Origin of the sequence: Streptomyces sp. HUAS TT11, from assembly GCF_051553595.1 — a bacterium.
Classification (GTDB): Bacteria; Actinomycetota; Actinomycetes; order Streptomycetales; family Streptomycetaceae; genus Streptomyces.
Window position 1 is genome coordinate 6,918,745 of the sequence record NZ_CP196184.1, and the last position, 13,316, is coordinate 6,932,060.

General features: G+C 72.4%; 13 protein-coding genes. 5 read left to right on the forward strand and 8 right to left on the reverse strand.

The features are described 5' to 3' along the window. Window positions 1–17 precede the first annotated feature (17 nt). Both ectA and ACSHXN_RS30905 read right to left on the reverse strand, forming a co-directional pair. Complete coding sequence (gene ectA, locus ACSHXN_RS30900; RefSeq protein ID WP_355130723.1) at window positions 18–560, reverse strand: diaminobutyrate acetyltransferase; 543 nt, start codon at window positions 558–560, stop codon at window positions 18–20. A gap of 372 nt (window positions 561–932) precedes the next feature. Further along, on the reverse strand, window positions 933–2,054 hold the full coding sequence (locus ACSHXN_RS30905) for a pyridoxal-phosphate-dependent aminotransferase family protein (RefSeq protein WP_356110942.1): 1,122 nt from the start codon (window positions 2,052–2,054) through the stop codon (window positions 933–935). 152 nt (window positions 2,055–2,206) lie between these two features. Between ACSHXN_RS30905 and ACSHXN_RS30910 the strand changes: the two genes are divergently transcribed. From ACSHXN_RS30910 to ACSHXN_RS30930, 5 genes are all read left to right on the forward strand, one after another. Further along, window positions 2,207–3,052 (forward strand): ABC transporter substrate-binding protein, encoded by an 846-nt coding sequence (locus tag ACSHXN_RS30910; RefSeq protein ID WP_355130720.1) that lies wholly within the window; start codon window positions 2,207–2,209, stop codon window positions 3,050–3,052. Further along, window positions 3,049–3,894, forward strand: coding sequence for an amino acid ABC transporter permease (locus ACSHXN_RS30915; RefSeq protein WP_355130718.1), 846 nt, complete (start codon window positions 3,049–3,051; stop codon window positions 3,892–3,894). The genes ACSHXN_RS30910 and ACSHXN_RS30915 overlap by 4 nt, the downstream gene beginning before the upstream one ends. Beyond that, window positions 3,891–4,685 (forward strand): amino acid ABC transporter ATP-binding protein, encoded by a 795-nt coding sequence (locus ACSHXN_RS30920; RefSeq protein ID WP_355130716.1) that lies wholly within the window; start codon window positions 3,891–3,893, stop codon window positions 4,683–4,685. The genes ACSHXN_RS30915 and ACSHXN_RS30920 overlap by 4 nt, the downstream gene beginning before the upstream one ends. Window positions 4,686–4,707: 22 nt before the next feature. Beyond that, window positions 4,708–5,799: an amidohydrolase family protein gene (locus ACSHXN_RS30925; RefSeq protein ID WP_355130714.1), complete on the forward strand. Its 1,092-nt coding sequence runs from the start codon at window positions 4,708–4,710 to the stop codon at window positions 5,797–5,799. Between the two features lie 200 nt (window positions 5,800–5,999). Then, window positions 6,000–6,938: an SCO1860 family LAETG-anchored protein gene (locus ACSHXN_RS30930; RefSeq protein WP_438304457.1), complete on the forward strand. Its 939-nt coding sequence runs from the start codon at window positions 6,000–6,002 to the stop codon at window positions 6,936–6,938. A 53-nt stretch (window positions 6,939–6,991) separates the two neighbouring features. On the opposite strand, the gene cobC is transcribed toward ACSHXN_RS30930, so the two are convergent. The 6 genes from cobC to cobM are packed head-to-tail and all read right to left on the reverse strand — an operon-like array spanning window position 6,992 to window position 13,306. Further along, on the reverse strand, window positions 6,992–8,065 hold the full coding sequence (gene cobC / locus ACSHXN_RS30935; protein WP_355130710.1) for an Rv2231c family pyridoxal phosphate-dependent protein CobC: 1,074 nt from the start codon (window positions 8,063–8,065) through the stop codon (window positions 6,992–6,994). After that, complete coding sequence (locus ACSHXN_RS30940) at window positions 8,055–8,981, reverse strand: sirohydrochlorin chelatase (RefSeq protein ID WP_355130708.1); 927 nt, start codon at window positions 8,979–8,981, stop codon at window positions 8,055–8,057. The genes cobC and ACSHXN_RS30940 overlap by 11 nt, the downstream gene beginning before the upstream one ends. Then, window positions 8,978–9,562 carry a precorrin-8X methylmutase gene (locus tag ACSHXN_RS30945; RefSeq protein WP_355130706.1) on the reverse strand — a complete coding sequence of 195 codons (585 nt, stop codon included), beginning with the start codon at window positions 9,560–9,562 and terminating at the stop codon, window positions 8,978–8,980. Before ACSHXN_RS30945 ends, ACSHXN_RS30940 begins: the two co-directional genes overlap by 4 nt. Beyond that, entirely contained in the window at window positions 9,559–11,253 is a 1,695-nt protein-coding gene (gene cobJ / locus ACSHXN_RS30950; RefSeq protein ID WP_438304460.1) for a precorrin-3B C(17)-methyltransferase, read from the reverse strand. The genes ACSHXN_RS30945 and cobJ overlap by 4 nt, the downstream gene beginning before the upstream one ends. Then, the gene (cbiE, locus tag ACSHXN_RS30955) at window positions 11,250–12,491 is read right to left on the reverse strand and encodes a precorrin-6y C5,15-methyltransferase (decarboxylating) subunit CbiE (RefSeq protein ID WP_438304462.1); all 1,242 of its coding nucleotides are present in this window, start codon (window positions 12,489–12,491) and stop codon (window positions 11,250–11,252) included. Before cbiE ends, cobJ begins: the two co-directional genes overlap by 4 nt. After that, a complete protein-coding gene (cobM, locus tag ACSHXN_RS30960; protein ID WP_356110951.1) occupies window positions 12,488–13,306 on the reverse strand; it encodes a precorrin-4 C(11)-methyltransferase in 819 nt (272 codons plus the stop codon). The genes cbiE and cobM overlap by 4 nt, the downstream gene beginning before the upstream one ends. Window positions 13,307–13,316: the final 10 nt, after the last annotated feature.

Below are 13,316 nucleotides of genomic sequence, written 5' to 3' on the forward strand. Positions count from 1 at the left end.
GGAGAAGTGCGTGGAGGTCAGAAGGCGAGGGGGCCGATGCGGTAGAGGACCTCGGGGTCGTGCGGTCCGTCGGGGAACTGACGGGCGTCGAAGAGGACCTCGCGTTCCACGGCCGCGCCATGGCGTCGCGCGTACGTCGTGAACAGGCGCTCGGAGGCGGTGTTGCCGGGGGTGATCGTCGTCTCGACCGTGGTCACGGCGTGCTCCTTCACGGCCCGTGCCGTGACCGAGTCGAGCAGCCGTGCCGCGAGGCCCTGCCCGCGGTGGGCGGAGTCCACGGCCACCTGCCACACCAGGAGGGTGTGCGGGCGGTCGGGCCTGAGGTACGCGGTGAGGAACCCGACGGGACGACCGTCGGAGCCGGCGCGCACCACCGCCGAGGTGCCGGCGAAGTCACGGCACCACAGGAGGTAGCTGTAGGAGGAGTTCAGGTCGAGGGTTCCGGAGTCCTTGGCGATACGCCAGAGAGCGGCACCGTCCGCCACCTCCGGACGGTCGATCCGCAGCCCCTCCGGCATTTCCAGGAATTCCGCTTGCAGGTCTGCTTGTGCGGCGGTCATGTCGATGGAATTTACCCACGGAAATTCAAAATTGCATCGCCGAAAGGGGTTACGGAAGCATGTCCTGTGTGTTATCACGCGGGCGTGAGTGGCCGCCGAAAGGCCGAGGGATTGTCCTGCTACGCCTGATAAATACCGCCCAAAAGGGGTGCGATGTGGAGTCGGTCACATCAGTGCAACCCTCGCGAGATCTGCCCGGATTAAGCCGGTTGGTGTTCGCGGAATCTTGTTGTTTAGGTCCGAAGAAAGCGGGCAGACGAATATGGGCAGCTGCCCTGAAGGGAATTCGATAATTACGCGGAAGGGGCCTGGAAAGCAATGCCGATTTCAGGCGCCGGTCATACCGTCGAGGCCCCCGCGTCGAGGTGTCGTTCAGCCCCACGCCCGGGCGGCCGCCCCGCGGGCGCTCTCGGTGTCCACGACGGCCCCGAAGTCGCCGAGTGCGGCGCCGAGGGCGCTCAGGCTCGCCCGGACGATGTCGAGGGTCGCATCGGCCCCGTAGTGGTTGACCCTGATCATCTCCTTCGCCAGCGCACCCCCACCCGCGGACAGCGGCAGAGCGGGGTCCGACTCCAGGGCCTTGGCGACCAGTTCGGCCGCGACCACACCGGAGGGGGTCCGCAGGGTCGTGGCGACGGGCGCCGCCTCGGCGGCCTCGAGCACATACGGCTCCAGGCCCCCGCCGAGGGCGAGCACACCCGCCCGCGTCGCCGCGGCGGCGGACCGGTGCCGGGCGATCACGGCGTCCGGGCCCGCGCTCTCGATCCGCTCCAGGCATGCCTCCAGTGCCAGCATCTCCAACTGCGCCGGGGCGTGGAGCAGCGCCTTGCGGCCGGCGTCGATCCAGCGCTCCTTCCAGTCGAGGAGCGACAGGTACGAGCGGCGCGGAGCCCGCGGGTTGGCCGCCATCCGGGTCCAGGCGCGCCCGCTCACGGACACCGCCGAGACGCCGGCCGGTCCGCCCATCGCCTTCTGGGCCCCGATCACGCACAGGTCCACGCCCCATGTGTCCGGCAGCACCGGCTCGGCGCCGATCGAGGCGACGGCGTCCAGATAGAACAGTGCGCCGTGCTCCCGTACCACCGCGCCGATCTCCGCCACCGGGTTCGTGTTGCCGGTGGCGGCCTCGGCGTGCACCAGGGAGACGAAGTCGATCTCCGGGTGCTCCGCGAGCGCCTCGCGGACCTGCGCCGCCGTGGCCGCGGTGTGGAACGGGACGGCAAGGTCGTACACGGTGGCGCCGCAGTCCCGCAGCCAGTCCCCGAACGTCTGCCCGTACGGTCCGGTGATCACGTTCAGTGCCGTGGTGCCGGGCCCGGCACTGCCGCGGATCGCGCCCTCCAGCGGCAGCAGTGCCTCACCCTGCATGATCACGACGTCCTGTTCGGTGGACAGCAGTCGCGCCACCCGGTCCTCGATCGAGGCGAAGCGGTCGGTGCTCAGCGGGGCGAGGTCCAGGAAGGGGTGGGTCACGGCGGCGCTCTCTTCACTCATGGGTTCGACGATTCGAGGGTATCCGGGCGTGTGATGCGCCACTTATCGGCACATTCTCAGGTGAATCGACCCATTGACCATCGGTTTGGTTTGAGAGCCTCCAACCTTTCCTTATAATCGGAAGTCATAGGTCCCCCACAGAGAGGTCCCCCGTGAACTCGCTCCTCGGGCGCCGGGTCCGCATTCTGGCCGCCACCACCGCGACGGCCGGGCTGGTGCTCGTGGCCGGCTGCACCTCGAGCGGTGACGGCGGCGGCAAGACGGCCGCCGGCGGGGTGGAACTCGCCAAGGCCGGCCGGCTGACCACCTGCACGCATCTGCCGTACCCCCCCTTCCAGTCGGAGATCGACGGCAAGGTGCAGGGCTTCGACGTCTCGCTGATCGACCTGGTCGCCAAGGACCTCGGGGTGAAGCAGGACATCCTCGACACGCCCTTCGAGAACTTCAAGACCGGCGCGTTCCTCAACTCCGAGCAGTGCGACGTCGCGGCCGCCGGTATGACGATCACCGCCGAGCGCAAGGAGCACGTCGACTTCTCCGACCCGTACTTCGACGCCACCCAGGCCGTCCTGGTCGACAGGAAGAGCGGCATCACCTCGCTCGCCGACGTGAAGGCCAAGGGCAGGAAGCTCGGTGCCCAGGCGCAGACCACCGGCGAGGACTACGCCAAGAAGCAGGGCTTCGACCCGGTCTCCTTCGAGTCCTCCGACGCCGTGATCAACGGCCTGCGCACCGGCCAGGTCCAGGCGGTCGTCATCGACTACCCGGTCGTCCAGGGCTGGCTCAAGGACAAGGCCAACGCCGCTGCCTTCCAGGTCGTCGACAACCTCAACACCGGTGAGCAGTACGGCTTCACGGTGAAGAAGGGCAACCGCAAGCTCCTCGACGCCGTGAACAAGGCACTCAAGGACGCGAAGGCCGACGGCACGTACAAGAAGCTGTACGAGAAGTGGATAGGCCCCTACGACGCGTCGGTCGCCTCGCCCTCCGCCTCATGAGCGGGACCACCGAGCCGGCCGCTACCGGGACGCGGCCCCGCAGGAAGGGCCTGACACGCACCCAGCGGCGAAAGGTGTCGCGCGGCGTCCAGTACGTCGTCTTCGTGGCCGCCGTGATCGCCTTCGCGTTCGCGGCGGACTGGGGACGGCTGCAGGACCAGTTCGCGCAGGTGGACATCGCCCGGCAGATGTTCCCCGACGTCATCACGCTGGCGCTCAGGAACACCGTGCTCTACACCCTGTCCGGCTTTGTGGTCGGCCTGGTCCTCGGCATGGTCCTCGCGCTCATGCGGCTGTCCTCGGTGGGTCCCTACCGCTGGGTCGCCGGCATCTACATCGAGATCTTCCGCGGCCTGCCCGCCCTGCTGATCTTCGTCTTCATCGGTGTGGCCGTGCCCCTGGCCTTCCCCGGTACGGAGATCATCGGCGGCACCTACGGCAAGGTGGCCATCGCACTCGGTCTGGTGGGCGCCGCGTACATGGCGGAGACCTTCCGCGCCGGTATCCAGGCGGTGCCCAAGGGGCAGATGGAGGCGGCTCGCTCGCTGGGCTTCTCGCCCGCCCGGGCCATGGTCTCGATCGTCGTACCGCAGGCGTTCCGGATCATCCTCCCGCCGCTCACCAACGAGCTGGTGCTGCTGTTCAAGGACTCCTCGCTGGTGCTGCTGCTGGGCGTCACCCTGGAGGAGCGCGAGCTGTCGAAGTTCGGGCGGGACCTGGCCAGCCAGACCGCCAACTCCACGCCGATCCTGGTCGCCGGCCTGTGCTATCTGCTGGTCACGATCCCGCTCGGATTCGTGGTGCGCCGCCTGGAGTCGAAGGCCAGGGAGGCCGTCAAGTGAGCAGTTCCGCACAGATCCGGATCCGGGACCTCCACAAGTCCTTCGGCGACAACGAGGTGCTGCGCGGGATCGACCTGGAGATCGGCGAGGGCGAGGTGGTCTGTGTCATCGGCCCGTCCGGCTCCGGCAAGTCGACGCTGCTGCGCTGTGTGAACCTGCTGGAGGAACCCGGCAGGGGGCAGGTGTTCGTCGGCGGCACCGAGGTGACCGACCCCGACGTGGACATCGACGCCGTCCGCCGCGGTATCGGCATGGTGTTCCAGCAGTTCAACCTGTTCCCGCACCTCACGGTGACCGAGAACCTCACCCTGCCGCAGCGCCGGGTCCTCGGGCGGGACAAGGCGGCGGCGGCCGGGACGGCAGCCGAGAACCTGGCGCGCGTGGGCCTTTCCGAGAAGGCGGACGCGTACCCCTCCGCCCTGTCCGGCGGGCAGCAGCAGCGCGTCGCCATCGCCCGGGCGCTCGCCATGGGTCCCCAGGTGATGCTCTTCGACGAGCCGACCTCCGCGCTCGACCCCGAGCTGGTGGGCGACGTCCTCGCCGTGATGCGCATGCTCGCCGACGAGGGCATGACCATGATGGTGGTCACCCACGAGATGACGTTCGCGCGCGAGGTCGCCGACCGGGTCGTCTTCATGGACGGCGGAGTCGTCGTCGAGCAGGGCACGCCCGAGCAGGTCATCGGCGCCCCGCGGCACGAGCGGACCCGCCACTTCCTCTCCCGGCTCCTCGACCCCGCGATGGCCGAGGTGGAGGAGGGGACCGCCGACCAGGTGGGCAAGACCGGGTAGCGGGCGAACTAAGGTGCAGTGCATGAGCGATCACGCGGTGCTGCACGTGAAGGGGCGGGTGCTCGTCGGGGCCGAGGAGATCCGCGACGAGGTGTGGGTGGTCGGCGGCCGGATCTCCTACGACCGGCCCGAGGGCGCCCGTGACGTCCGTACCGTCGAGGGCTGGGCGCTGCCCGGCCTCGTCGACGCGCACTGCCACGTGGGCCTCGACTCCCACGGCCCGGTGTCCGACGACGTCTCCGAGAAGCAGGCGCTGACCGACCGGGAGACCGGCACCCTGCTGATCCGTGACGCGGGCTCGCCGTCGGACACCCGCTGGATCGACGACCGCGACGACCTTCCGAAGATCATCCGGGCCGGCCGGCACATCGCCCGCACACGCCGCTACATCCGCAACTACGCCTGGGAGATCGAACCCGGGGACCTGGTCGCGTACGTGGCCCAGGAGGCCCGGCGCGGCGACGGCTGGGTCAAGCTGGTCGGCGACTGGATCGACCGGGAGACCGGGGACCTGACCGCCTGCTGGCCGCGTGAGGCGGTGCAGGCGGCGATAGCGGAGGCGCACCGCCTGGGTGCGCGCGTCACCGCGCACTGCTTCGCCGAGGACTCGCTGCGGGACCTGGTCGAGGCGGGCATCGACTGCGTCGAGCACGCGACGGGTCTGACCGAGGAGACGATCCCGCTGTTCGCCCAGCGGGGTGTCGCGATCGTGCCCACCCTCGTGAACATCGCGACCTTCCCGAAGCTCGCGGACGGCGGCGAGTCCCGCTTCCCGCGCTGGTCGGCGCATATGCGACGGCTGCACGAGCGGCGCTACGACACCGTGCGGTCCGCCTACGACGCCGGCATCCCGGTGTACGTCGGCACCGACGCGGGCGGCGGCCTGCCGCACGGGCTGGTCGCGGCCGAGGTGGCGGAACTGGCGACCGCCGGAATCCCGCCGGTGCAGGCCCTGTCGGCGGCCACGTGGGGTGCCCGGCGGTGGCTCGGCCGGCCCGGTCTGGAGGAGGGGGCCGCCGCGGACCTCGTGGTGTACGAGACGGATCCGCGGGCGGACGTAAGGGTGCTCGCGGTGCCGCGGCGGGTGGTGCTGAACGGCCGCGTGGTCGGATAGGCACCGTCCCCGCGCTCCGGTCACGCCCCCGGTGCGGGGGATGCGGGGGTGATGCGGGGGAACAGGCGTGCCGCCGGTTTCGAAGATCCTTGCGAACAATCCACGATGGAGTGAAGTCACGCGGTGTCGCTGACGGCTCACTCCCGGTACGAAATTCTTTCCGGGTCCCGAGCTTGTCTCTTCTGGGGGGTCCCACCACCATGAACGGCACCACCTTCCGTATGCCCGCACGCCGACTGGCCACCGTCGCGGTGGCCACCGCACTGGCCGCCGGTCCCGCCGCGCTGGCGGGCGCCGGGTCCGCCGGTGCGACCGAGGACCAAGGACGCGCGAGCGCCGTCGTGCTGCGGACCGGACTGGACGTGTCCCTGCTCAAGAAGACCGTGGACGTCCCGCTCGCGGTCTCCCTCAACGAGGTGCAGGCGCCGCGGAGCGCCGAGCAGACCGCGCTGTCGGCCCGCCTGAAGGGAGTCGCCGGCGGGCGCCCCTTCGACGTGGTGCGGGCGGACGCCGCCACGGCGCGGGCGACCGTGTCCGAGTCGGGCGCGAAGGCGTCGACCAGCCTCACCCATGCCCGGGTCCACGTGCCCGGACTGCCGATGCTCTCCCTGATCGAGGTCGACGGCGTCACGTCCGAGGCGGTGTGCGAGGTGGGGAAGAAGCCCGTCGCCACGGCCAACGTGCTGGGCGCGGTGACCGTGCTCGGACGGAAGGTCACGGTGTCGGCGGCCGGACCGACGAGAGTGAAGGCGCCGGGAGTCGGCGAGGTACGGCTGGAGGTGTCGCCGACCCGGACGACGTCGCGGACGGCGGCGGCGTCGGCGCTGGTGCTCACGGTGTCCGTGAACCCGCTCAACCTGAACGTGGCGGAGGTGAAGGGGACCGTGACCCTCGGAGGAGCGACGTGCGAGACCCCCGCCGCCCCCGCGTCGCAGGCCCTCGCGTCCGCCGCACCGGTGGAGCCGGCCACGCCCGCGACGCAGCCGGCCGGGGACGTGAAACCGCAGGGGGCGCCCGCGAAGGCCGACCTGGCGGAGACCGGGGGCAGTTCGGCCACGCCCTATGTCGTGGGCGGAGCCCTTGTCCTGCTGGTGGCGGGCGCGGGTGTGCTGGGAGTGGCACGCCGCCGCCGCGGCTGATGCCTGCCGCCTGAGCAGGGCCGGGCGGTGAAGCCGGCGGGACGGGTGATCACTCACCCCGCCGCCAGCGTCACCGCCCGGTCCAGAGCCTGCAGAAAGCGGTTGACGGTCACCCTGTCCCGGACCGCGAGCCGAAGCCACTCCCTGCCCAGTCCCGGGAACGTGTCCCCGCGCCGCACCGCGAAGCCGAGGTCGCGCAGATGGCGGCGCACGGCCGGGGCCCGCTCCAGGCGGACCAGGACGAACGGCCCGTCCGCGGGTTCGGCGACGTACAGCCCGTCCGGCCCGAACTCCCGCAGTCCCGCCACCAGATGGGCCCGGTCGGACGCGATCCGGTGGGCCGCGTGCGCGGCCTCCGCGAGCGCCCGGGGCGCCATGCAGGCCTCGGCGGCCACCAGCGCGGGTGAGGACACCGGCCACAGGGGCTGCGCCCGCTCCAGCTCGGCGATCGTCCCCGGGTCGGCCAGGACGTAGCCAATGCGCAGGCCCGCCAGGCCCCAGGTCTTGGTCAGGCTGCGCAGGACCACCAGCCCGGGCACGTCCGTCCGGCCCGCCAGTGCCTCCCGCTCCCCCGGAACCGCGTCCATGAAGGCCTCGTCCACCACCAGAATCCGCCCGGGGCGGGCGAGTTCGGTGATCAGGGCCGCCGGGTGCAGCACCGAGGTCGGGTTCGTGGGGTTCCCGATCACCACCAGGTCCGCGTCCTCGGGAACCAGCGCGGGGTCGAGGCGGAAGCCGTCCCGCTGCCGCAGCAGCACCCGGTCCACCACGTGCCCGGCATCGCCGAGCGCCGCCTCGGGCTCGGTGAACTGCGGGTGCACGACCACCGGGTGACGTGCCCGCAGAGCCCGTGCGAGCAGGACGAAGGCCTCGGCAGCACCCGCCGTGAGCAGCACGCGTCCGATCGGCAGACCGTGCCGTTCCGCCACGGCCGCACGGGCGGCCCGCCCGTCGGGATAGGCGGCGAGCCCCTCCAGCGACCCGGCGATGACGTCGCGCAGCCATGCCGGAGGCGTGTCCGCGCGCACGTTCACCGCCAGGTCCGTCAGTGCGGCACCGCCGTCACGGACCTCGGCGTCCCCGTGGTGCCGCAGGTCGTGCCGCCCCCCGTCGTGTTCAGTGCGCATGGGAGTGCGCGTGTCCACCGTGATGGCCGTGACCGTGGTGGCCGTCGTCGTCCGGGTGGAAGTGCGGCTGCTGCGGCAGGCCCACCTTGTCCTCGAAGCCGGGCAGCGCGATCCGGTACACACAGGAGTCGCAGTTCATCCGCAGATCACCCTGCACGGCCTCCTCGTACCGCTCCATCACCAGGTCGAGCAGCTCGGGCTCGGGCCCGATGACGTCCGCCGTGCGCACCTCCGTCTCCGGATGCGCCTCCGCCCAGCCCTCGGCCTGCCGGCGCACCCGGTCGGGCAGCACGCCCGTGAAGAGGAAGTAGGGCAGGACGACGATCCGCCTCGCCCCCAGCTTCGCGCACCGGTCCAGACCGCTCGGCACGTCCGGCGCCGCCAGCGACACGAACGCCGTCTCGACCCCGGCGTAACCGCGCCCCTCCCACAGCAGACGCGCGGCCTTGTGCACCTCGGCGTTGGCGTCCGGGTCCGTCGAGCCGCGCCCGACCAGCAGCACGGTCACATCGGACCGGTCCGCGGGCCTGCGGGTGGTGCCCCCGAGCGCTTCGTCGAGGCGCCGCTCCAGGACGTCCAGCAGCGCCGGATGAGGGCCCAGCGGACGGCCGTAGGCGTAGGAGATCCCCGGGTGCCGCTCCTTCTCCCGGGCCAGGGCCGCGGGGATGTCCCCCTTCGCGTGCCCGGCGGACACCAGCATCAGCGGTACCGCGGCGAACCGGCGGACCCCGCGCTCCACCAGCCCGCTCACCGCCTCGCCCAGCGGCGGCGCCGACAGTTCGATGAAGCCGCCCGCGACGGGGAGGTCGGGGCGACGGCGCTCCAGCTCCCGTACGAAGGCGCGGAACGCCTCGGCTCCGGCCTCGTCCCGGGTGCCATGGCCGGCGATGAGCAGGGCGGGCGGCGGGGTGGTCACAGGGTCTCCTTCGAAGTGGGGTGGTACAGCAGGGCGTTCAGCGCCGCGGCGGCGACCGCGGAACCGCCCTTCTCGGACACGTTGCTCACGGCCGGCAGTCCGCTCTCGCGCAGCGCGGCCTTGGATTCGGCGGCGCCGACGAAGCCGACGGGCAGACCGATCACGAGCGCGGGTGAGGCGTCCAGCTTCAGCAGCTCCTCCAGGGCGGTCGGGGCGCAGCCGATCACCCAGAGCGCCCCGGGGCCGACGTCCTCGTACGCGAGCCGGATCGCATGCGCCGAACGCGTCAGCCCGGGGCCGGACCTCGCGTCCCTGAGCCGGCAGACCGTCGTCCTGCGGGTGATCCCGGCGGCGACCATCTCGACGTCCACGACCACCGGCGCGCCGTCGTGCAGCGCGGTGTGCGCCGCCGCCAGGTCGCCCTCGTCCGTCACCAGGTCGTCCGCGTAGCCGAGGTCGGCCGCGGAGTGGATGACGCGCTCCACCACGGCCCGGGTCAGCGGCGGGAAGTGCGAGGTGTCGAGCCGGGCGCGCAGCCGCCGGAAGGACTCCTGCTCGATCGGGTGGACCACTCGGTTCACCGGGCGTCCTCCTGCCGGTCGTCCTGCCAGCGGTAGCCGCGCGGCGTCACCATGCGCCCCGCGATCTCACGGGTCGCCGTGTTGCCCACCGTCACGACCGTCATCATGTCGACCGTCGCCGGGTCGAGGCAGGCCAGTGTCGTCAGACGGCTGGACTCGTCCGGTCGTGACGCGTTCCGTACGACACCGACCGGCGTCGACGGTGCCCGGTGGGCGCCGAGGATCGCGAGGGCCTTCGGCAACTGCCAGTCGCGGCCCCGGCTGCGCGGATTGTAGAAGGTCACGACGAGGTCCGACTCGGCGGCGGCCCGCACCCGGCGCTCGATGACCTCCCAGGGGGTGTGCAGGTCGGAGAGGCTGATCGACACATGGTCGTGGCCCAGTGGGGCCCCGAGGATCGCGCCCGCCGCCAGGGCGGCCGTCACACCGGGGACCCCGGCCACGTCGATGTCGTCGGACGCCTCGGCCAGCGCGGGCGACGCCATCGCGTACACACCGGCGTCGCCGCTGCCGATCAGCGCGACGGCACGCCCCTTGCGGGCCTCGGCGACCGCCGTGCGCGCACGTTCCTCCTCGGCGCCGAGACCCGACTCCAGGATGCGGGTGCCGGGACGCAGCAGATCGCGGATCTGGTCGACGTACTGGTCGAGGCCGACGACGACCGACGCGCGCCGCAACTCCTCCTTCGCGCGCGGCGTCAGCAGGTCCCGGGCGCCCGGTCCGAGCCCTACGACGGCCAGTCGGCCGCGGCCGGGACGGCGGACGACGGCACAGGTCGCCGTCGCGGGACGGGCGGCCGACTTCCGTTTGGGCACGAGCAGTTCACCACCCCGCACGAGGGCCGCCGCCTCCGCCACCGAGGGTGTGCCGACGGCGGCCAGCGGTGCGTCCGAGGGGTTGGGCACGTCCACCTCGGCCAGCACTGCGGCAGGGTAGGTCACCAAGGGCACCCCGAGCCGCCGTGCCGCCTCGACGATGCCCGGTTCGTCCGCCTTGGCGTCGACGGTGGCCAGTTCGGCGAGCGACCCTGCGCAGAGCCCGGCCTCCCGCAGCGCACCCTCGATCAGTTCGAGGATCTCCTCGACGGGGGAGCCCTTGGAGGCGCCGACGCCGACCACGAGGGTCGGCGGCCGCAGCACGACCTCCCGCTCCGCCGGCTCGCGGGCCGCATCGGTGACGCGGATCGTGTACGCGCCCTCGGCGGCGACCCGCAGTGCGGGCAGCGGCCAGCTCACCTCCGACTCCAGGGCGACCGGTTCGCCGTCCAGCAGCGCCCGCGAGACCCCGGCGACATCGCCCTCCACCGGGAACCCGAGCGTGTCGAGGCCCGGCAGCCCCACGGAGTCCGTCGCCGTCGTCACCACCGGGACCGCCGCCAGCGACTCGCCCACCTCACGGGCGAGTTCATTGGCGCCGCCCGCGTGCCCGCCGACGAGGGACACCGCGAACCGCCCGCCCTCGTCGACGCACACCACTCCCGGGTCGGACGCCTTGTCCCCGAGCAGGGGCGCGAGCAGCCGCACGACGGCCCCCGTCGCCAGGAAGCAGACGAGCTGCTCGCACTCCGCGAAGGCGGCCCATACGGCCTCCCCGACAGGCCCCTCGTACACCCTCGTGCGATCCGGCCACGCCGAGGCGAGCCGGTCCCGTGCCACCGCCCCCGCCGCGGTGGCGGAAATGAGGCCGATCACTGAGCAACTCCTTCGCTGTGCGCCGCGGGACGCGTGCCCCACAGCAGAAAGACAGGATTGGTGGCCGCGAGCCGGGTCACGTCCCCCGGCAGCGGGGCGAGCCGCGCCGACTGCAGCAGCACCCCGTCGCAGGAGAACCCGGCTGCGACGAGCGCCTCGCGCGCCGCCGGTACGCGGTCCAGGGCGGCCATGGCGATCACCACGGTCCGCCGGGCCCGTGCGGCGCACGCGGTCACGATCGCGGGCAGCTCGCGTCCGCCGCCGCCGACGAACACCGCGTCGGGGTCCGCGAGACCGTCGAGCACGGCCGGCGCCGCCCCGTGCACCACCTGGACGTCCACACGGTGCGCCGCCGCGTTGGCCCGGATCCGCTCCACCCCGTCGGGGGTCCGCTCCACTGCGGTGACGGCGGCACCCAGCCGAGCGCACTCGACGGCGACCGACCCGGACCCGGCACCGACGTCCCAGACCAGGTCGCCCAGGCGCGGCGCCAGCCGGGCCAGCGCCAGGGCACGCACCTCGAACTTGGTGATCATCGAGTCCCGGTGCTCGAACGCGCCCTCGTCCAGGGCCCACCCGAGCGGTCCGGACCGCGGCCCGGCGACCGTGCGCGCGGGACCCGGCACCCGCGAGGGGCCGATGGACAGCACCACGCTCACCGCCGTGCCCCAGTCGCGTGCCGCCGCCTCCTGCGGCGTCACCCGCTCCACCCGCTCGCGCGCCGGGTCGCCGAGCGCGCTCGCCACCACCAGCGCACGCTCGCCGCAGCCCTCGGCGAGCGCCGCCCCCAACTCGGCGGGACCGGCACCGGGGCCGGTGAGGACGGCGACCTTGGGGTGCGCCCGGCACACGTTCACCGCCGTGCGCAGCTCACGCCCGTGCGCGCTCACCACGACCGCGTCGTCCCACGGCAGTCCGAGCCGGGCGAAAGCGGTCGCCACGGAGGACACACCCGGCCGTACGTCCAGCAGCCCGGGACCGAACCGCTCGGCCAGCGCCCGGACGATCCCGAAGAAGCCGGGGTCGCCGGAAGCGAGGACCACGACCCGTCGCCCCTTGCCGACGTGCCGTTCGATCGTGTCGAGCGCGGGGGACAGCGCCCCCAGCACGATGCGCTCCGCCTCGCGCGGCAGCCGCGCGGTCTCTAGATGCCGTCGTGCGCCCACCACGAGGTCGGCACCGGCCGCCACGTCGTCGTCGAGCGGTGCTCCCGTGCCCGTGCCGACCACCGTGATCATGTGCTCGCACCCCGTGCGCGCAGGGCCTTGCGGGCCTCGGGGTCGGCCTTGCGGTAGCCGTGGAAGTGTCCGGGGTGGTACAGGTGCGAGCGCGTGCCGTGTGCGGCGAGCGCCGGCCCGACCAGGAACAGCGTGTGCTTCCAGAGCTTGTGCTCCTTGACCGTCTCCTCCAGCGTCCCGACGGTGCACTGCACGACGAGTTCCTCGGGCCAGGTCGCCTGATGGGCCACGATGACGGGCGTGGTGGTCGGATAGCCGCCCTCCAGCAACTCGCGGACGAGCTGCCCGCTGCGGGCCGCCGACAGGAAGATCGCCATGGTGGTGCCGTGCCGGGCGAACTCGCGCACCTCCTCACCGGGCGGCATCGGCGTCTTGCCGCCGCCGAGCCGGGTGAGGACGACGGACTGCGCCACCTCGGGGATCGTCAGCTCCCGCCGGGTGAGCGCGGCGACCGCGGAGAAGGAGGAGACCCCCGGAACGACCTCCGTGTCGATGCCGAGTTCGGCACACCGGTCCAGCTGCTCCTGTGTCCCGCCCCACAGGGCCGGATCGCCGGAGTGGATGCGGGCGACGCGCAGGCCCTCCTCGAGGGCGCGCCGGTAGACGGCGACCACGTCCTCCAGGGACATGGTCGCCGAGTCCAGGATCTCGGCGCCCTCACGCGCGTGTTCCAGGACCTCCGCCTGTACCAGGCTGGCGGCCCAGATCACCACGTCGGCCTCGGCGATGGCGCGCGCGGCACGGAACGTGAGCAGGTCGGCGGCGCCCGGGCCGGCACCGACGAAGGTCACCTTGCCGGTGGTGGCATCGGCCATGGGAATGTTT

What these genes read in the sequence shown, in the direction of transcription:
- ACSHXN_RS30905 (WP_356110942.1), bottom strand. Translation starts at nt 2,054, where the DNA reads ATGAGTGAAGAGAGCGCCGCCGTGACCCACCCCTTCCTGGACCTCGCC.
- ACSHXN_RS30915 (WP_355130718.1), top strand. Translation starts at nt 3,049, where the DNA reads ATGAGCGGGACCACCGAGCCGGCCGCTACCGGGACGCGGCCCCGCAGG.
- ACSHXN_RS30930 (WP_438304457.1), top strand. Translation starts at nt 6,000, where the DNA reads ATGAACGGCACCACCTTCCGTATGCCCGCACGCCGACTGGCCACCGTC.
- cbiE (WP_438304462.1), bottom strand. Translation starts at nt 12,491, where the DNA reads ATGATCACGGTGGTCGGCACGGGCACGGGAGCACCGCTCGACGACGAC.
- cobM (WP_356110951.1), bottom strand. Translation starts at nt 13,306, where the DNA reads ATGGCCGATGCCACCACCGGCAAGGTGACCTTCGTCGGTGCCGGCCCG.
- cobC (WP_355130710.1), bottom strand. Translation starts at nt 8,065, where the DNA reads ATGCGCACTGAACACGACGGGGGGCGGCACGACCTGCGGCACCACGGG.
- ACSHXN_RS30925 (WP_355130714.1), top strand. Translation starts at nt 4,708, where the DNA reads ATGAGCGATCACGCGGTGCTGCACGTGAAGGGGCGGGTGCTCGTCGGG.
- ectA (WP_355130723.1), bottom strand. Translation starts at nt 560, where the DNA reads ATGACCGCCGCACAAGCAGACCTGCAAGCGGAATTCCTGGAAATGCCG.